Here is a 19,024-nt window from a genome sequence, read left to right as displayed (position 1 = left end):
ATGGCCGAACAACCGATAGCTGAGAATCTGGTCGAGGTCCACGACCTGGCCGTCGAGTTCGTCACCGGCGAGCAGGTCCAGCGTGTCGTCGAAGGCGTGACATTCGACATTCGCAAGGGCGAAACCCTGGCCCTGGTCGGCGAAAGCGGCTCGGGCAAGTCCGTGACGGCTCATTCCATCCTGCGACTGCTGCCCTACCCGCTCGCTCGCCATCCGCAAGGGCAGATCCTCTTCCACGGGCAGGACTTGCTCAAGGCCGACGAAAAGGCCATGCGTAAAATCCGTGGCAATCGCATCGCCATGGTCTTCCAGGAGCCGATGACCTCGCTCAACCCGCTGCACACCGTCGGCAAGCAGATCAACGAGGTGCTGGAGATTCACAAGGGCCTGCGCGGTAAGGCCGCAACCGCTCGCACCCTGGAGTTGCTGGAACTGGTCGGTATCCCTGAGCCGCGCAAGCGCATCCGCGCCTACCCGCACGAGCTGTCGGGCGGCCAGCGGCAACGGGTGGTCATCGCCATGGCGCTGGCCAACGAGCCTGAACTGCTGATCGCCGACGAGCCGACCACGGCCCTCGACGTCACCGTGCAGCTGAAAATCCTCGAACTGCTAAAGGAGTTGCAGGCACGCCTGGGCATGGCACTGCTGCTGATCAGCCACGACCTCAACCTGGTTCGGCGCATTGCCCATCGCGTATGTGTCATGCAGCGCGGTCGCGTCGTCGAACAGGCGTTGTGTGAAGATCTGTTCCGCGCACCTCAGCATCCGTATACCCAGGAACTGCTCGCGGCCGAGCCCAGTGGCGGTCCGGTGGCGGTCGAAGAAGCGGCGCCATTGCTGGAAGTGGACGACCTGCGGGTGTGGTTCCCGATCAAGAAGGGCTTGCTGCGTCGCACCGTCGACCACATCAAGGCAGTCGACGGCGTCAACTTCAGCCTGCCCAAGGGGCAGACACTGGGTATCGTCGGCGAGAGCGGCTCCGGCAAGTCCACGCTTGGTTTGGCTATTCTTCGCTTGCTGGGTAGTCGCGGTGAAATCCGTTTCCAGGGTCAGCAGCTGCAAAGCATGTCGCAGCGCCAGGTACGACCGTTGCGGCGGCAGATGCAGGTGGTCTTTCAGGACCCCTTCGGTAGCCTGAGCCCGCGTATGTCGGTCGGGCAGATCATTGGCGAAGGGTTGCACATCCACCGGATGGGCAATGCCAAGGAGCAGGAACAGGCAATCATTGACGCGCTTGTGGAGGTTGGCCTCGATCCGGAAACCCGGCATCGCTATCCCCATGAGTTTTCCGGCGGACAACGGCAGCGCATTGCCATTGCCCGAGCTCTGGTGTTGAAGCCGGCGCTGATACTGCTCGACGAGCCGACCTCGGCGCTCGATCGCACGGTACAGCGCCAGGTGGTAGAGCTTCTGCGCTCGTTGCAGGCCAAGTACAACCTGACCTACCTGTTCATCAGCCATGACCTGGCGGTGGTCAGGGCGCTGAGCCACCAGATGATGGTGGTCAAGCAGGGCCAGGTGGTGGAACAAGGTGCGGCCGCTGACATTTTTGCGGCACCACAACATCCGTATACACAGCAGCTGCTGGAATCCGCCTTCATGGCGCCCGGCACTGCCGAACAACCAGAAGAGGGACAAGCACATGGGTTTTCTCACCGGTAAGCGCGTACTGATCGTCGGCGTTGCCAGCAAACTTTCGATTGCCTCCGGCATCGCCGCCGCCATGCATCGCGAAGGTGCAGAACTGGCTTTCACCTACCAGGGCGACAAGCTCAAGGGTCGCGTCGAGGAATTCGCTTCCGGTTGGGGCTCGAGCCCTGAGCTGTGCTTCCCCTGCGACGTCGCCAACGATGAAGAGATCGCGCGCGTATTCGAAGAACTGAGCAAGAAGTGGGACGGCCTGGACTGCATCGTGCACTCGGTCGGCTTTGCTCCGGGCGACCAGCTCAACGGCGACTTCACCGAAGTCACCACCCGTGAAGGCTTCAAGATCGCCCACGACATCAGCGCCTACAGCTTCGTCGCCCTGGCCAAGGCCGGTCGCGAGATGATGAAGGGCCGCAACGGCAGCCTGCTGACCCTCTCCTACCTGGGTGCCGAGCGCACCATGCCGAACTACAACGTCATGGGCATGGCCAAGGCCAGCCTGGAAGCCGGCGTTCGCTACCTGGCCGGCAGCCTCGGCCCGGAAGGCACCCGCGTGAACTGCATCTCTGCCGGCCCGATCCGTACCCTGGCCGCCTCCGGCATCGCCAGCTTCCGCAAGATGCTGGCTGCCAACGAGAAGCAGACCCCTATGCGTCGCAACGTCACCATCGACGAAGTCGGCAACGCCGGCGCCTTCCTCTGCTCGGACCTGGCTTCCGGCATCAGCGGTGAGATCCTCTACGTCGACGGCGGCTTCAACACCACCGCGATGGGCTCGCTGGAAGACTGATCCCGCGCCCGTCTACGTAAGCACCGAACCCCGCCTGCTGGCGGGGTTCGTTTTTCTGCGCAGCGGCTCAGCCGGCCGTAACCGTCATGCCGCCATCAGCCATGACCACCGAGCCCACCATGAAGCTGGCCCGCTCCGAGGCGAGAAAGGCGACGATCTCGGCGATCTCCTCCGGTTGCGCCGCGCGCCCGATGGGTGCGGCTTCGCCATGCTGGGCAAGAAAGCCCGGGCCGTCCTCGACCACGTCGTTGAGGATGTTGGTCACCACATCGCCTACGCCGATGGCGTTGACCCGGATGCCATGCTCGATCGCCTCCAGCGCCAGTGTGCGGGTCAGCTGGGCCAGCGCGCCTTTCGAGGCCGTGTACGCGGCGATGGTCGGGAAGGCGAAATAGGACGCGTAGGAAGCGATGTTGACGATCGCCCCTGAGCGGTTGGGCATCATCGCCTTGACCGCTTCGCGACAATGCAGGAACGCCGCCGTGGCATTGACCGCCTGGATGCGCTCCCAATCCTCGCGGCTCATGTCCACCACCTGCTTGTTGATGATGATGCCGGCGTTGTTGACCAGGATATCCAGCCGGCCGAAATGCTCGATGGCCAGGCCGACCGCACGTTCGGCTGCGCCATCCTTGGTAATGTCCGCCAGCAGCGGCACAAGTCCCGGACGAGCGAGCTCCTCGACAGCCGGATTGATGTCTTCGGCGATGACCTTGGCGCCCCGATCGTGCAACAACAAGGCGATCGCCCTGCCGATGCCGCTTGCGGCGCCGGTGACCAGCGCGACCTTGCCTGCAACTTCCTGAACGACGGTGTGGTTCGAATCAGTCATGGTGCTCTCCTTTCTTTCGGGCTGCGCCACGAGGCGCGATGGGTTAACTGTCTCCCATCGCCGGAGGCCGGGCTTTCGCACGCTTGCGCTGGCTGTTGCGGTTTTGCGCGCAGCAGTGATCTGCCGGCGCGCAGGGTCCTGCGCTAACCTTCGGCGCTGAACGCTTTCAAATTCTTCCCAGGAGCACGCCATGCCGCGGCCATCACAAGCCCCGCCACGGCCCCATGCGGGGCAAACCAGCCCGCAGTCGATGAGCCATTACCTGCCTGGTGAAGCGCGCGCGACCGCACAGCAGCCACCGATGCAGGACGTGGTGGTGCAGCTGTTCAGCCATCGCACGATCGTCGAGCCGATACAGGTACCGGCAGTGTTGGAGCCGCTGCTGGTGCTGGTACTGGGCGGTGCGGCACGAGTCGAGGAACGTGCACTGGCTGGGCAATGGAACGCGGCCACCGTCAGGGCCGGCGATTTCTTCCTGACCGATACCCACGAGCCCTACGAGATGCGCTGGCAGACGCTGGAAGGTGAGCGCTTCGAGGTGATGCACCTGTATCTCGGCCTGCCGCTCATCGACCAGGCCGCCCGGGAACTGCTTGGGCCGCAGAGCACAGCGGTTGCCTTGCGGGATGTCTCCGGCGCTCAGGACGACACGGTTCGCTGGTTGATGGAGAAGCTGCACCACGAGCTGATCGACCAGCGCCACCCCAGCCTGCTATACGTTCGCGGCCTGGCCCAGGCACTTGCCGTGCATCTCGTGCGTCACTATCGGGATCGGCAAGAGGTCGTCCGCCGCAGCAACGCCTTGCCGGCTTACAAGCTGCGCCGGGTCATCGAGGCGATGGATGCGCAGTTGGCCGACGATTTCAGCCTTGCGCAGCTGGCCCGAGCCGCCGAGCTGAGCGAGTACCACTTCAGCCGGATGTTCAAGCGCGCGACCGGGCTTTCGCCGTCGCAGTATTTCATCGGCCTGCGCATGGCGCGGGCGCGTCGGCTGCTGATCGAAACGCAGCGCAGCGTCATCGATATCGGGCTGGAAGTGGGTTATTCGAGCCCGAGCCACTTCTCCCAGGTATTCCGCCGCGAGGTGGGCGTTACCCCCAGCGCCTATCGCCAGGCATGAGCTGCCTTTGCATGGCGCCAGAACGACAAAACCCCGACCATGACGACCGGGGTTCTGTTTGCACAAACCCGACGGTCGCCGGGTTTGCGTCACGCAGGCTGATCAGCGCTTGGCGACCAGATCCTTCGGCAGCTTGAAGGTCCAGACCATACCGCCCTGGTTGAAGTCCTTCACGCGCTTGGCGACCTCGCCGCCCCACAGCGGTACCGCACCACCCCAGCCGGAGAGAACGGAAACGTACTGCTCGCCATCCATTTCCCAGGTGACCGGAGAACCGATGACGCCCGAGCCGGTGTTGAACTCGTAGACCTTCTTGCCGGTCTTGGCGTCGAAGGCCATCAGGTAGCCCTCAGGGTTGCCGGTGAACACCAGATTGCCCTTGGTGGCCAACACGCCGCCCCACAGCGGAGCGTAGTTGTTGTAGCGCCACACTTCCTTGCCGGTCTTCGGATCGATTGCGCGCAGCACTCCGATGAAGTCGTCGTTGAGCGGCTTGATGGTGAAGCCGGCACCCAGGTAGGCGGCACCCTTCTTGTAGGATACGCCTTCGTTCCAGATGTCCATGCCCCACTCGTTGGACGGCACGTAGAACAGGCCGGTGTCCTGGCTGTAGGCCATTGGCATCCAGTTCTTGCCACCGAGGAAGGACGGTGCGACGAACACCGACTTGCCCTTGTCCGCGTCGGCAGGGTTGCCCGGGCGGTGGGCTTCGTCATAGATCGGACGGCCAGCCTTGTCCAGGCCCTTGGCCCAGGTGATCTTGTCAACGAACGGGAAGCCACGGATGAACTTGCCGTTGGTGCGATCGAGCACGTAGAAGAAGCCGTTACGGTCTGCGGTGCCGGCAGCCTTGATGGTCTTGCCGCCGTCCTTGTAGTCGAAGGAGATCAGCTCGTTGACACCGTCGAAGTCCCAGCCGTCATGCGGGGTGGACTGGAAGTGCCACTTGATCGAGCCGTCATTCGGGTCCAGCGCCAGACGCGAGGACGAGTACAGGTTGTCGCCAGGGCGCAGGTGCGAGTTCCACGGCGCCGGGTTACCGGTACCGAACAGCAGCGAGTCGGTGTCCGGATCGTAGTAGCCGCCCAGCCATGGAGCTGCACCGCCGGTCTTCCACAGGTCGCCCGGCCAGGTCTTGCCGGCTTCGCCGCCGGAGATGCCGCTCTCGACCTTCTTGCCGTCCTTCCAGACGTAACCCATGTGGCCTTCCACGGTCGGACGGGTCCACAGCAGTTCACCGTTCTTCGCGTCGTAGGCTTCGATCTTGCCGACCACGCCGAATTCACCACCGGAAACACCGGTGATCAGCTTGCCGTTGACTACCAGCGGTGCGGCGGTCAGCGAGTAACCGGCCTTGTAGTCGGCGACAGTCTTCTTCCAGACCACCTTGCCGGTGTCCTTGTTCAGGGCGACCAGCTTGGCATCCAGGGTGCCGAAGATCACCAGATCGCCATACAGCGCGACACCACGGTTGATCACGTCACAGCACGGCATGATGCCGTCGGGCAGGCGGGCATCGTACTGCCAAAGTTCCTTGCCGGTACGGGCGTCCAGTGCATATACACGCGAGTAGGAGCCGGTGATGTACATCACGCCGTCCTTGATCAGCGGCTGCGCTTCCTGACCGCGCTGCTTTTCACCGCCCAGAGAGAAGCCCCAAACCGGTCGCAACTGATTGATGTTATTGGTGTTCAACGTGTCCAGCGTGCTGTAGCGCTGGCCCTGCAAACCCAGACCGTTGGTGACGATCTGATCGGTGGATTTGGCGTCGTTGAGGATTTCCTGGTCGGTTACGGCCCAGGCGTGCAGGCTGGACATCGCCACCGCGGCGCATAGCGCCGTCAAGGCGAAGGGCTTGCGAAGACCGGTGTGCTTCATTGCGGCTACCTCTGCGGGTTCATTGTTATGCCGGGAAATTTTCCCGGTCTGTGGGTGATTCTTGGTTTGCACCGCCTCGCCAACAATTGCCCGCAGTGCCGATTTTCCTCCTCCCTTGGTAGCAATACGCCGCCGCAGGCCACGAAAGACGCGTGATTCCGCCCGCTTCCAATGCCGGGCGGCACCGAAAGTCGCACCTATTCGGCCGGAAAAGACAATTCCGCCGGGCCCACCCTACCCCCTAAAACGGATGCCCCCTCGCTCAGAAGGATAAGAGCTATGCTTCGCCCTACCCTGATCATCGCCTTCCTCGTCTTCACACTACAAAGCGCCCACGCGGCCGAACCGATCCGTCTGGGTCTCAACTACCCGAGCACCGGCAACTACAAGTCCGAAGGTCTGGAGCTACGCCGTGGCGCCCTGCTTGCCGTCGACCAGATCAACCAGGGTGGTGGTTTGTTGGGCCGACGCCTGGAGCTGGTCAGCCTGAATTCGGCCGCGCGCGCGGAAAAGGCGCGTGCCAACGTCGACCGTTTCGCCAAACAGGGCGCAGCGATGATCTTCGGCGGCGCCAACAGCGAAGAGGCGATGAGCGCCGGCCAGCGCGCACGCGAACTCGGACTGCTGTACTTCCCCACCCTCGGCTACGCCAACGAGATCACCGGACGAGACGGCCATCGGCATCTATTCCGCGAATCCAACAGTGCCTGGATGAGCGCCCGGGTACTCGGCGAATACCTGAGCTGGCACATGCCCAACCGCCGCTACCACTACATCAGCCTCGACGATGCCTGGGGCCACAGCATGGAGCAGGCCCTGCGTGAAGCGACCAAGAGCCGCGACCGCGCACGCCACGGCTACTCGAAGATCGCCGCGCGAGGTGCCCGCCGAGATGACTACCTGAGCGCACTGCAGAAGGCTGCCGCCAGTGATGCGGATGTGCTGGTGATCGTTCTGCTCGGCCAGGATCTGGTGCAGACCATGCGCCTGGCGCACACCCTGGAGCTGGGCAAGCGCATGCAGATCATCGCGCCCAACCTCAACCAGAGCATCGTCGAGCAAGCCGGACCGCTGGTGATGGAAAACGTGATCGGCACCGAAGCCTGGACCTGGCGGGTACCGCAGCGAGAAAAAAGCGAAACCGGTCAGGCGTTCGTCGAGCGCTATATTGCCTTGCATCAGGCCTACCCCGGCAGCACCGCGGCGTCGGCCTACGGCATCGTCCAGCAATGGGCCGATGCCGTGCGGCGGGCGGGCCGACTGGATAGCGAAGCCGTTATCACCGCGCTGGAGAACCATCGCTACAGCCTGTTGAAGGACGAGCAGTACTGGCGCGACTTCGACCACCAGAACGTCCAGAGCATCTACGCGGTTCGGGTGCGCGATCGCAGCGAGATCATGCAGGATCGCTTCAAGCAGGACTACTTCACCATTATCCATCGCATGGATGGCGAGGAAGCCGCGCCTAGCCTGGACGACTGGCAGCAGGAGCGCGGTGATCAGCTACAGCTGCAGTGACCGGATGCAGCGACTGGAGTGGAACACCAATAGGCGCGCCGCGGGCGCGCCTTCACTCGTCGACGCGCTGCAGCGCCATCGCTTCGTAACGCGGATACAGATGGCTGACGCTCCGGATCAGCTCGTAGCGGGTCAAACTGATGCCGGCGAAGCGCTCGGGGATCGGGCTCTGGATCACCTCGTTCATGTCCGCTCCGCCACTGGCGGCTTCACGCAGCAGGCCGTCCAGCCAGCCGAGGTAGTCGCGCATCTGCACGAACGGCGCGGCATCATCGGCCACCGGGCCGTGGCCGGCGACCAAGCGCTTCCAGGGCAATGCCTCGAGCGTATCCAGATCCTCCAGCCAGACATCCAGGCCTGGACTGTTGGGCGTGGTCAGCGCGCGCTGGTAGAACAGGATGTCGCCGGCGAAGAGCACGCCGCTGCGTTCGTCGAGAATGGCCAGATCGGCCCCGGTATGACCACGCAACGCCAGCAGACGCAGGGAACGCCCGCCGATTTCCAGCGTGCCGGGCGCCAGGGTCTCGGATGGCAGCACCACTTCCGTACCGCGCATCCAGTCACCAACCAGGCGGTACATGTTCTCGGCCATGGCGTTGCCCTGCTCGCGCAACAGATCGGTCGTGCCAGCGAGCGCAGCGATGGGCACGTCGGCAAAGGCCTGGTTGCCCAGTACATGGTCGGGGTGATGATGGGTCAGCAGCAGCTTGATGACCGGGCGATCGGTAACGCTAGCGATGGCCGCGCGCATCGCCTCGCCATAACGCCGCGACGGGCCGCTGTCGATCACCACCACACCGGCCGCGGTGACGATGAAGCCGGTGTTGACGATATTGCCGCCGTTGGCCTTGTCGAAGTTGTCCGTCGAGCCTTCCAGCAGCCACACGTCATCGGCAATCTGCCGCGGCTGCAGCGTGTAACGCAGCTCGGCGTATGCGGGCAGGGTCAGACAGAACGCGAACATCAGGAGCAACAGGCGCATGACGCCTCCTTGGCTTGGTTGCTGGCTCTCGGAGAAAACGCGGGCTGGTCAGCTCAGAGCGCGGCTTCGAACTCGTTGCCGTTGTTGTCACGCAGCCACAGGCGGGGGTCCTGCGCGCCCTTCACTTCCAGGCTCAGACTCGGGTTTTCGGCGACCGCCGGATACAGTTCCAGCTTCGCCAGGACCTGACCGTCGGCATCGCGCAACTCGGCCTGGTTGAGAAAGAATTCGGGAATGCCGCCGACCAGGCCGTTATCCATCGGATGGGAGACCTGCAGGCGCAAACGACTGAAATCGCCGCGGGCGAAGCGCCCACCGATGACCTCACCGAGGCGGTCTTCCCAGCCTGGCTGGGCACGCACCACGCTCGGCGCCGTACAGCCGCCACCGGCAGCATCGACCTTGGCCGAACCGATGTGCCAGACGCCATCACGGGTCAGCACCGCCGCACGGATCGGTGTTGCCTGTTCCACGCGTATGCGGATGGCGACCAGCGGCACGACCTGCTCGCCGGGCGTGAAGGTGAAAATACGTGGAATGGGATTGAGGTCGGCCCAGGCCTCGATACGCACCACCTCGTCACCGAGGGCTCTGGCATCGATGTGCACCGGCACCTGTCGCGAGTCCTCGGCGAATGGCGGTACCTGGACCTTTACGCGCTCGTCGAACACATAGGGCTCGCTGTTGAGCAAGCCCTTGTGGTGGTATTCCCACATTACCGACTGCAGTGGGTCGGCCTCGGCCGCCAGGGCGCCCGAGGCGTGAAAGACCATCAGCAGCAGCAAGACTTGGACGCTCATGTCGACTCCTCGAACAGCGATCCGCAGCGGGATCGGCATGGCGCGACCGGTCAGCGCCCGGCCACGTCGCTCTCCACATCCTGGTACAACCCGGGCAGCTCGTAGCTCAAGCCGTAGCTGGCGTAGAGCTTTTCCAGCTCGCCTTCGAGAATCAGCGGCTCCAGCACTTCTTCCAGCGCGTAGGCCAGCTGCCGGTTGGATTCATGCACCGCCATGCCAAGATCCCATACCTGCTTGCCCATGTTCGGGTAAGCGTTCTCGGCGAGTTTCAGGTGCTTGTCGTCGGCCTGCTCGAGCAGCCACTCGATCTCCGCGCGCATGGCCATGGTGGCGTCCACCTCGCCCTGCTGCAGCGCAGCGAATGCCTCGCGGATGCTCGGGTAGTGGTGGGTGTGCTTCGCCAGTCGACCCTCGAATACCGAAGACAGGTAGAACGATGGCACGCTGTCCACTTCGACGCCGATCGGGTGATATTGAAAGACCGCCACGCTCGGCACCTCGTCGATGCGGCGGTCGTCATACGCGGTCTGCCAGCGCTCGCGCTGGTAGGGCGCGAACATCACCACCAGCTCGTTGATCACTTCACCCAGCTCGTTGCGCTTGTAGGCGAACTCGCGGTCGTAGGGCACACGCAGCATCACGTCTGCCAGCACGCCAGGCCGCAGGTAGTGGCCCTTCCAGATGAAGTTGCGCAGGTCGTCGTCGAGGGTTTCGTCCGGCGTTACCCACAGCACTTCCAGTTTCAGGTCCAGCCCTTCGGCGAGCTTGCGCGCCAGTTCCACATCGACACCGCGCGGCTGGCCATCCTGCTGGTAGCTGTACGGCGGGAAATTCTCGTACATCGCCACCTTGAGCACGCCGGATTCGATGATGTCATCGAAGGCGCGCACCTTGACCACGTCCGCCTGCGCCAGTGCGCAGCACAGGGCCAGCCACAGCGACAGAACCAGCCGGACGGCGTTCATCACTGCTTGGCCGCTTCGCTTTCGATATAGGTCCGGATCGCCCACAGCGCTTCCTGACTGAGGGTGTCGGCCATGCGCGGCATGTACACGGCACCGTCACGGACCGCGCCATTGATCACGCGCTCCTTGTACCACTCGTCGCCGTCGTAGCTGGCTTCCAGCTCACGCAGGTCGGGGGCGATACCGCCGGAAATGGCTTCCAGACCGTGGCAACGCGCGCAGTTCTGGTTGTAGGCGGAGGAACCGATCTCGACCGCCAGGTCGTGGTGCTCGTTGGGCGCACGATAGGGGTTCTCGTCCAGCCATTCTTCACCGAGTTGCGGCAGGCCCTTGGTGTTGACCGCTTGCGGCGTCACGTCGCCATGCGCCAGAACCAGGCCGGACATACCGAGAACACCCGCTGCCAGCAGTGAGCGCAAAAAGATCTTGTTATTCATGACTACCACCCTCTATTCGAGAACCTGTGCAAGGCAGCCCCATCGGAGCGCATGGTGGTCATGTTGGCCGTGTCGGTGCATCGGCAGAATCCTGCTTTGGATGCCTGCATCTCCTCCCTTGGTACTGGGTTTTGCTACCGCCTCCCGCCCCCCAGAGGTAGCAAGGCTAAATCAGCAGGGTTCGGGAAGGATTCCCGGCATCGGCGGGAGCTTTTCCGTGTCGGCGCCCATGGCGCGCTCCCAATAATCGAATCGCCAGGCCACCGGCATACGGCGGCCTCGTCCGAATCGACCAAGGGAATCGCAACCATGACAACAAGATCGCACCCCGGCAGCAAACGCCCCCTCGCCATTGCCGTGCAATGCCTGGCGCTGACCGGCAGCCTCGCGTTGGCCGCAGCCGCCCAGGCCAAGCCGGTCAGCTGGGAAGACATCGCCAACGATCACCTGTCCACCGAGAACGTCCTGCAATACGGCATGGGCACCAGTGCGCAACGCTGGAGCCCGCTGGCACAGGTCAATGAAGACAACGTATTCAAGCTGACCCCGGCCTGGTCGTTCTCCTTCGGTGACGAGAAACAGCGCGGCCAGGAATCCCAGGCCATCGTCCATGACGGCGTGATCTACGTGACCGGCTCCTATTCGCGCGTCTTCGCCCTCGATGCCAAGACCGGCAAGCGCCTGTGGAGTTACGCCCATCGCCTGCCCGACGATATCCGCCCGTGCTGCGACGTGGTCAACCGCGGTGCCGCCATCTATGGTGACAAGATCTACTTCGGCACCCTCGACGCCCGTGTCGTGGCACTGAACAAGGACACCGGCAAGGTCGTCTGGAACAAGAAGTTCGGCGATCACGGCGCCGGCTACACCATGACCGGCGCTCCGACGCTGGTCAAAGACGCCAAGACCGGCAAGGTGCTGCTGGTTCACGGCAGCTCGGGTGACGAGTTCGGCATCGTCGGCAAACTGTTCGCCCGCGACCCTGATACCGGCGAAGAAGTCTGGATGCGCCCCTTCGTCGAGGGCCACATGGGGCGCCTCAACGGCAAGGACAGCACGCCGACCGGCGACATCAAGGCGCCGTCCTGGCCGGACGATCCCAACCACCCGACCGGCAAGAAGGAAGCCTGGAGCCAGGGCGGCGGCGCGCCGTGGCAGAGTGCGAGCTTCGACCCGGAGACCAACACCATCATCGTCGGTGCCGGCAACCCCGCCCCGTGGAACGGCTGGGAGCGCACCAGCGATGGCGGCGACCCGAAGGATTACGACAGCCTCTACACCTCCGGGCAGGTCGGCGTGGATCCGAGCACCGGCGAGGTGAAGTGGTTCTACCAGCACACCCCGAACGATGCCTGGGACTTCTCCGGCAACAACGAGCTGGTGCTGTTCGATTACAAGGACAAGAACGGCAAGACCGTCAAGGCCACGGCCCACGCCGACCGCAACGGCTTCTTCTATGTGGTCGACCGCAAGGACGGCAAGCTGCAGAACGCCTTCCCCTTCGTCGACGGCATCACCTGGGCCAGCCATATCGATCTGAAAACCGGTCGACCAGTGGAGAACGAGGGCCAGCGCCCACCCAAACCGGAGCCGGGCGAGAAGCACGGCAAATCGGTTGAAGTATCCCCACCCTTCCTCGGCGGCAAGAACTGGAACCCCATGGCCTACAGCCAGGACACCGGCCTGTTCTACGTACCGGCCAACCACTGGAAAGAGGACTACTGGACCGAGGAAGTCAGCTACAAGAAGGGCTCGGCCTATCTCGGCCAGGGCTTCCGCATCAAGCGCATGTACGACGACCACGTCGGTATCCTGCGCGCCATGGACCCGACCACCGGCAAGGTGGCCTGGGAACACAAGGAAAAACTGCCATTGTGGGCCGGCGTGCTGGCAACCAAGGGCAACCTGGTATTCACCGGCACCAGCGACGGCTACTTCAAGGCCTTCAACGCCAAAACCGGCGACGAGCTGTGGAAATTCCAGACTGGCAGCGGCGTGATTTCCCCGCCTGTGACCTGGGAGCAGGACGGCGAGCAGTACATCGGCGTGACGGTCGGTTACGGCGGTGCCGTGCCGCTGTGGGGCGGCGACATGGCCGTACTGACCAAGCCGGTCGCCCAAGGCGGGTCGTTCTGGGTATTCAAGCTGCCGGATTGGGAGAGGAAGACCGCCAAGCGATGAGTCGAGCCGTGCCCGCCATCGCGCGGGCACGCCTCATGTTCTCAAGGTACAGCGGTTCGCGCGGTGCGCCTGACCTGGCCGACTCCGGGTTGGCGCTCTCGTCGACAGGCCCAGGAACGCCGCGCGACCGTTTTCTCCCCTACACTGCCCAGGTGACTTCCCATGAACACCGCTAACCGCTTGCTTCTGCCACTGGTCCTGTTGGCCAGCGCGTCCACCATCGCAGCAGACGACGGTCCTCTGACGATCAACGGCTGCGTGCTCCAGCCGGAGAGCCAGTGTGCCAACGCCGATCTGCGTGGCGCCGACCTCAGCAATCAGGACCTGCGCCGCATCAACCTCGCTGGTGCCAACCTGTCCGGCGCCAACCTGCGCCACGCCAACCTCGACCTGGCCAATCTGGAAAAAGCCGACCTCAGCGGCGCCACGCTTAACCGCGCCAGCCTGCAACAGGCCAACCTGCGTCTGGCCAATTTCACCGATGCCCGGCTGATCGCCATCCAGGGCTGGGGCCTGTTCGCCCAGGCCGCCCAGTTCGAGAGGGCCGACCTCACCGGCGCCTACCTCGAGTTCGCCCGCATGAGCGGCGCCCGGATGCACAACAGCACGCTGCACGCCGCCGACCTGGAAATGACCTGGCTGAGCAAGGCCGACCTTCTGGGCGCCGATCTCACCGATGCCAACTTGCAGGAAGCCAAGCTCAACGACGCCAATCTGGGCAACGCCGTTCTGACCGGCGCGCGCCGGCATTACGCGACCTTCCAGGGCACCAACATGGAAGGCTGCAAGGACTGCCCGGTCGATTGGGAGAAATGAAGCGCCGGCGATAGGCCAGTTCAATCGCCGGTATAGAACAAACCATTCACTGTCGACCTCACGAAAATGAGTCCTGCGCCGATCAAGTGACTGGGCGGTCTTGCCCTCCACTGGATGCCAATAATGTTCAACAAGAACCTGAAACGGGAACTGGCTGAATTGCGCGAGGAAGCCGCAATCAATCAGCAGATCAAGAACTCGTTGTACAGGGAGATGATGGTCCTGGAACTGGACCCGCAAGGACGCATTCAGCACGCCAACGAGCTGTTCCTCAGCGAAATGGGTTATCGCCGCGACGATCTCATCGGGCGCTCCGTCGACGACTTTTTCAGCCAGCAGTTTCGTACCGAACCGAACTACGCACGCCTCAAGACCGCCATGCAGCGCGCCGAGCATCTCAGCGGCGCCTACCGATTGCTGCGGGTCGACGGCAAGGAAGCCTGGTTGCGCTCGATCTGGCAGCCGATCAAGGGCTCGGATGGCACGTTGCACCACTACACCCTGTGCGCCACCAACCTGACACGAACCATCGAAACCTCGCGCGAGCACGAGAGCGTGATCAATGCGCTGCTGCGCTCCACCGCGGTGATCGAGTTCGACCTCGGCGGGCATGTCATCACCGCCAACCAGCGCTTCCTCGACGGCATGGGCTACCGCCTCGAGCAAATCAGGGGCAAGCACCACCGCATGTTCTGTGAGCGTGAGGAAAGCGAGTCGCCGGCCTATCGCGAATTCTGGGCTAGCCTCAACCGTGGCGAGTACATCGCCGAACGCTTCAAGCGTATCGATGCCCACGGCCAGACCGTCTGGCTCGAGGCATCTTACAACCCGGTGCTCGATGCCTACGGCAAGCTGTACAAGGTGATCAAGTTCGCCACCGTCATCACCGATCAGGTCAACCGGGAGATGGCCGTAGCCGACGCCGCCACGGTTGCCTACGACACCTCCCAGCACACCGACCTCAGTGCCCAGCGCGGCGCGCAAGTGGTCCAGCAGACGGTCGAAGTGATGCATCGCATCGCCCAGCAGATGCAGGAAGCCTCCGACGGTATCGAGGCGCTGGACAAGCAATCGCAGCTGATCGGCGCGATCCTCAAGACCATCAGCGGCATTGCCGACCAGACCAACCTGCTGGCCCTCAACGCCGCCATCGAAGCCGCACGGGCCGGTGATCAGGGCCGTGGCTTCGCGGTGGTGGCCGACGAGGTTCGCCAGCTGGCGGCCCGCACCAGCAAGGCCGCCGAGGAGATCGTCGGCGTGGTGCAGAAGAACCAGGACCTGGCGCAAGCCGCCGTGCACAGCATGAGCGCGAGCCGTGACCAGGCCGAGCAGGGACTGGAATTCGCCAACCAGGCCGGCGCGGTGATCGTCGAGATCCAGGACGGCGCGCAGCGCGTGGTCAGCGCGGTCGGGCAGTTCGCCAGCCAGTTGAAGAACTGATGGCGAGCCTGTCCACAGCAGATCGACACATGAAGGATGGCCGCGCTACAGCCGAGTCGGCACCGCTGCCTCAGGCTGACTCGATCATCAGCGTTCGGAGGACGCCAGCTTGACGCAGAAGCTGATCATTCATATCCGCCAGCATCCGAACGTCGACGGGCTGCCGCGCTTCGACGGGCTGACGTCGGCGAGCATCGTCACCCCCGCGACGGCGGACGAGTTGCGCGCGGCGGTGGAGGAAATCATGGGCTTTGGCTGCATCGGTTTCGATACCGAATCCAAACCGACCTTCAAGGTGGGCGAAGTCTCCAGCGGTCCGCACCTGATCCAGTTCGCCACCCCGGCAAAGGCCTACCTGTTCAGGATCGGCGTGCCCGGCTGCATCGAAGCGGCCAGCGCAATCCTGCAATCGCCCGCGCTGGCGAAGATCGGTTTCGGGCTGAAGTCGGATCGTTCCAGGCTGCACGGCAAGCTCGGCATCCGGCCGACCAGTCTGCTGGACCTGGGCTCGGTGCTTCGCTATCAGGGCAAGAAGGGTCAGGTCGGCCTGCGCGGTGCGGTGGCCGCGGTGCTCGACGCACGGATCGAAAAATCCCGCAGCGTGGCCACCTCGAACTGGGCGAATCCCGCGCTGACCGAGGCACAGCAGGCCTACGCGGCCAACGACGCCTACGCCGCGCTGTGCGTGTTCCTCGGCCTGAGCGCAGAGCAGCAGGCGATGCTGCTCGCGGCGCTACCCCGCTGACAGGGCTTCGGCGGCAGTCAACAGGAGTCAGGCCAGCCCATGCGCCCGGCGTTGCAGGAAGGTCAGCGCTGCATACGCCATGACGCCCAGCGCCGCCGACAGCCACAGCGCCCGCGTACCGAAGTCGTCGATCAGCAGCGCGAACACCAGCGGCGAAAATGCTTGGGCGAAACGTGCCGGCACCATCAGCAGCCCCTGGCGCAGGCCATAGCCATGGGGGCCGAATATCGCCAGCGGCAAGGTCCCTTTGGCGATGGTCAGAATGCCGTTGCCGCCGCCATGCAGAAGCACGAATGCGGTGGTCGCAGGTGCACCCACCAGCATCACGCCAGCCGCGCCGATGGGATGGGCGATAGCGGCGAGACGGGCCGAGATCAGTGGATGGAAGCGCTGCAGCAGGACGAACTCCAGGCAGCGCGCCCCGACCTGGGCCGGCCCGACCAGCGCCGCGATTCCGATGGCCGCGGCCGCTGACAGCCCGGACTCCTGCAACAGACGTGGCAGGTGCGCCGCCATCGCCGTGCTGGTGAACCAGGTGGCGGCGAAGACGAAGGCCAGCAACGCCATGGTCAATCCTGCACCCGAGCGGTCGTCTGTCTGCGCTTGCTCTGCCGCGGTCGGAGCCGGCTGCACGCCAACCGGGATCAGCAACCGGTTCAACGGCAGCCCGAGCAGCAGATGCGCTCCGGCCCATGTGAGGCAGGTGGCGCGCCAGCCGAATTCGGCGTTCAACCAGCCGCTGATCGGCCAGCACACCGTACTGGCGAAGCCGGCGAGCAAGGTGATGCCGGTGATCGCGCCACGCGCATCGCGACCGTAGATGCCGGCAAGCGTGGTGAAGGCCGACTCGTAAAGGCCCAGCGCCATGCCGATGCCGATCACCAACCAGCCGGCCCAGAGCATCAGCGGTCCGTTGGCCAGGCCGAGCATGGCCAGGCCAACGGCAAAAACGATGCTGGAAAGCGCCAGCACATCGCGCCCGCCATAATGGTCTATGCGCTTGCCCGACAGCGGTCCGAGGACGGCTGTGACGATCAGTGCCAGGGAAAATGCAGCGAATACATTGCCTGTGGAAATGCCCAGCTCGCTCGCCATCGGTTCGGCGAGAATGGCCGGCAGGTAGTAGGTCGAGCCCCAGGCCAGGGTCTGTGCACTGCCGAGTGCAAGAACGATGCGCAGACGTGACGGCATGCTCAGCGGCACCCGCCAGCGGCACGTTGCGAGACGAGGGGGTAATGATGGACGCGGTTCATCCGTGCTCCTGTGCTGCCGTCAACCAATCGGCCAAGCTCGCCAGGATACGCAATCGCCCGTGACGATTTCACGTCAGAACCTTGAACCGCGAGCACACCGAACACCGCAGCCAGGCCGGACGCGACATGCCGGGCGCAAAGGCCCGGCATGCTCGGTGCTACTGCGACTGATCGGTTATAGCGCATCCCAGCGATAACGCACGCCCACCCAGCCCGCCCGGGGCGCGCCTGGGGCGATGAACTGCTCGTGGCGCCATTCATCCGGGTCCGACTCGAAAGCGTTGCCAGCACCGACGAAGGAATTCTCGGCCAATGCACCGCCGGTGGCGTACCGCTTGTCGAAGAGGTTGTCGACCCGGCCGAACAGCGTCCAGTCACGGGCGAAGCGGTAATCGGCAGTGAGGTTGACCACCGCGTAACCTGGCAGCTTGCCGCTGCCCTCTACCTCGTCGTTGGGCTGATGACGGTTGTTCTCGTTGCCGCGCACGTACTGCGACGAGTACGCCAGGACGCTGGTGCCGACTCGCAGGCGCTCATTGAGATTCCAGTTCAGCCCCAGCTTGAGGTTGTGCTTCGGCAGGCCTGGCAGATAGTCACCGCTGGACACGCGAATCTCGTCGTCCGGGCAGCCGCCCTCGCCTTCGGTGCTGTTGTTCTCGGCGAGAATGCAGGCCCCGGAGCGGAAGGTGGCGTGCAGGAAGGTGTAGTCCACCCGCCAGTCGAATGGCCCCAGCTCGCCAGCCAGACCCAGTTCGATGCCCTGACGACGGGTGCGGCCAAAGTTGGTGAAGTAGCCCATGCTACCGCCGGTGCCGACGAACAGCAGGTCATCATGGTTCATGCTGCGAAAGGCCCCGAGGTTCCAGCGGGTGCCGCCAGCCAGTTCGCCGCGTACACCGACCTCCAGCGTGCGGGTGACAACCTGCTCGAGGAAGGGGTCGGCCGCCATGGCGTTTGGTAGGCTGCATGGGTTTGCAGGGTCCGCGCAGCCCAGCTCGATTGGTGTCGGGGCACGGTTACCCTGGGAAAAGCCGCCGTAGACTGTGACCGCCGGTCGCAGCTGCCAGGCAAAGCCCAGCGCGGGATTGAGTTTGCGATAGGTGAAGTCGCCATTTAGTGCATCGCCCATGCGATCGGTGTTCACCACGCGGGTGCGGTTGTAGCGCAGCGAGCCGGTCAGCTGCAGCGCGTCGGTCAGCGCCCAGGTGTCGGTGGCATAGAGGCTGGAAGTACGGGTGCGCCCCAGCAGGCTGTTGGCCTGTTCCTCCTCTTCGCTGGCGGCGATTCCGCGCTCGTCGGTCAGCTCGCCGCCCTGCTCGCTCTGGTGGAAGCTGGCGCGGGTGTTGTCGTGGGACAGTCCGAAGGCGAACTGATGCGCACCTACATGCCGCGCCCACTGCAGCGCCAGACCGTAGGCACGTTGCGCGGTGCGGGTACGGTTCAGCACGCCGCTTTCCGGCCCTACGCCGATAAAGCCGCCGTCTTCCCACGCCTCGTATTCGTCCTCGTACTCATCGTTGCCGTCGCCATTGAGCGTCGCGGTACGTGTGCGGCGCAGATAGATCGTGCCGGAAAGGCGATCGTTGTCGTTGAGCCAGTGGCTGGGGGGCAGGGGCATCA

General features: G+C 64.0%; 16 protein-coding genes. 8 read left to right on the top strand and 8 right to left on the bottom strand.

From position 1 onward, the window contains the following. Together F753_RS35990 and fabI are read left to right on the top strand one after the other, a co-directional pair. Positions 1 to 1,662: an ABC transporter ATP-binding protein gene (locus tag F753_RS35990; protein WP_023445280.1), complete on the top strand. Its 1,662-nt coding sequence runs from the start codon at positions 1 to 3 to the stop codon at positions 1,660 to 1,662. Next, positions 1,643 to 2,437 carry an enoyl-ACP reductase FabI gene (gene fabI / locus F753_RS35985; RefSeq protein WP_003282073.1) on the top strand — a complete coding sequence of 265 codons (795 nt, stop codon included), beginning with the start codon at positions 1,643 to 1,645 and terminating at the stop codon, positions 2,435 to 2,437. The genes F753_RS35990 and fabI overlap by 20 nt, the downstream gene beginning before the upstream one ends. A gap of 67 nt (positions 2,438 to 2,504) precedes the next feature. Here the strand turns inward: fabI and F753_RS35980 are convergent, their stop codons facing one another. Further along, a complete protein-coding gene (locus F753_RS35980; protein WP_023445279.1) occupies positions 2,505 to 3,269 on the bottom strand; it encodes an SDR family NAD(P)-dependent oxidoreductase in 765 nt (254 codons plus the stop codon). 190 nt (positions 3,270 to 3,459) lie between these two features. On the opposite strand from F753_RS35980, the gene F753_RS35975 reads away from it, so the two are divergent. Continuing rightward, positions 3,460 to 4,389, top strand: coding sequence for a helix-turn-helix domain-containing protein (locus tag F753_RS35975; RefSeq protein ID WP_483316529.1), 930 nt, complete (start codon positions 3,460 to 3,462; stop codon positions 4,387 to 4,389). A gap of 102 nt (positions 4,390 to 4,491) precedes the next feature. Here F753_RS35975 and F753_RS35970 read toward each other — a convergent pair whose 3' ends face one another. After that, positions 4,492 to 6,267 (bottom strand): PQQ-dependent methanol/ethanol family dehydrogenase, encoded by a 1,776-nt coding sequence (locus F753_RS35970; RefSeq protein WP_023445277.1) that lies wholly within the window; start codon positions 6,265 to 6,267, stop codon positions 4,492 to 4,494. 279 nt (positions 6,268 to 6,546) lie between these two features. On the opposite strand from F753_RS35970, the gene F753_RS35965 reads away from it, so the two are divergent. Then, positions 6,547 to 7,785: a substrate-binding protein gene (locus F753_RS35965; RefSeq protein WP_023445276.1), complete on the top strand. Its 1,239-nt coding sequence runs from the start codon at positions 6,547 to 6,549 to the stop codon at positions 7,783 to 7,785. A 52-nt stretch (positions 7,786 to 7,837) separates the two neighbouring features. On the opposite strand, the gene F753_RS35960 is transcribed toward F753_RS35965, so the two are convergent. From F753_RS35960 to pedF, 4 genes are read right to left on the bottom strand one after another with little or no spacing between them, the layout of a single operon-like run. Next, positions 7,838 to 8,767: a quinoprotein relay system zinc metallohydrolase 1 gene (locus F753_RS35960; protein WP_023445275.1), complete on the bottom strand. Its 930-nt coding sequence runs from the start codon at positions 8,765 to 8,767 to the stop codon at positions 7,838 to 7,840. Between the two features lie 53 nt (positions 8,768 to 8,820). Further along, a complete protein-coding gene (locus F753_RS35955; protein WP_023445274.1) occupies positions 8,821 to 9,567 on the bottom strand; it encodes a quinoprotein dehydrogenase-associated SoxYZ-like carrier in 747 nt (248 codons plus the stop codon). A gap of 50 nt (positions 9,568 to 9,617) precedes the next feature. Next, positions 9,618 to 10,532, bottom strand: coding sequence for a substrate-binding periplasmic protein (locus F753_RS35950; RefSeq protein ID WP_014820105.1), 915 nt, complete (start codon positions 10,530 to 10,532; stop codon positions 9,618 to 9,620). Continuing rightward, on the bottom strand, positions 10,532 to 10,969 hold the full coding sequence (pedF, locus tag F753_RS35945) for a cytochrome c-550 PedF (protein ID WP_023445273.1): 438 nt from the start codon (positions 10,967 to 10,969) through the stop codon (positions 10,532 to 10,534). The genes F753_RS35950 and pedF overlap by 1 nt, the downstream gene beginning before the upstream one ends. 309 nt (positions 10,970 to 11,278) lie before the next feature. Between pedF and exaA the strand changes: the two genes are divergently transcribed. The 4 genes from exaA (at position 11,279) to F753_RS35925 (ending at position 16,151) form a co-directional block, all read left to right on the top strand. Next, positions 11,279 to 13,150: a quinoprotein ethanol dehydrogenase gene (gene exaA, locus F753_RS35940; protein WP_023445272.1), complete on the top strand. Its 1,872-nt coding sequence runs from the start codon at positions 11,279 to 11,281 to the stop codon at positions 13,148 to 13,150. 162 nt (positions 13,151 to 13,312) lie between these two features. Then, positions 13,313 to 13,966, top strand: coding sequence for a pentapeptide repeat-containing protein (locus tag F753_RS35935; RefSeq protein WP_023445271.1), 654 nt, complete (start codon positions 13,313 to 13,315; stop codon positions 13,964 to 13,966). A 123-nt stretch (positions 13,967 to 14,089) separates the two neighbouring features. Next, positions 14,090 to 15,406 (top strand): methyl-accepting chemotaxis protein, encoded by a 1,317-nt coding sequence (locus F753_RS35930; protein ID WP_023445270.1) that lies wholly within the window; start codon positions 14,090 to 14,092, stop codon positions 15,404 to 15,406. Between the two features lie 109 nt (positions 15,407 to 15,515). Further along, on the top strand, positions 15,516 to 16,151 hold the full coding sequence (locus tag F753_RS35925; protein ID WP_023445269.1) for a 3'-5' exonuclease: 636 nt from the start codon (positions 15,516 to 15,518) through the stop codon (positions 16,149 to 16,151). 27 nt (positions 16,152 to 16,178) lie between these two features. On the opposite strand, the gene F753_RS35920 is transcribed toward F753_RS35925, so the two are convergent. Continuing rightward, a complete protein-coding gene (locus F753_RS35920) occupies positions 16,179 to 17,342 on the bottom strand; it encodes an MFS transporter (protein WP_023445268.1) in 1,164 nt (387 codons plus the stop codon). Between the two features lie 237 nt (positions 17,343 to 17,579). Further along, positions 17,580 to 19,024 (bottom strand): TonB-dependent receptor domain-containing protein (locus F753_RS35915; RefSeq protein ID WP_023445267.1); only part of this gene is annotated, 1,445 nt, incomplete at its 5' end.

Source organism: Stutzerimonas chloritidismutans AW-1, from assembly GCF_000495915.1.
In the GTDB taxonomy this organism is placed as follows: domain Bacteria; phylum Pseudomonadota; class Gammaproteobacteria; order Pseudomonadales; family Pseudomonadaceae; genus Stutzerimonas; species Stutzerimonas chloritidismutans.
Note: the sequence above shows the minus strand (reverse complement) of the source record. Positions and strands in the feature narration are given on the sequence as shown.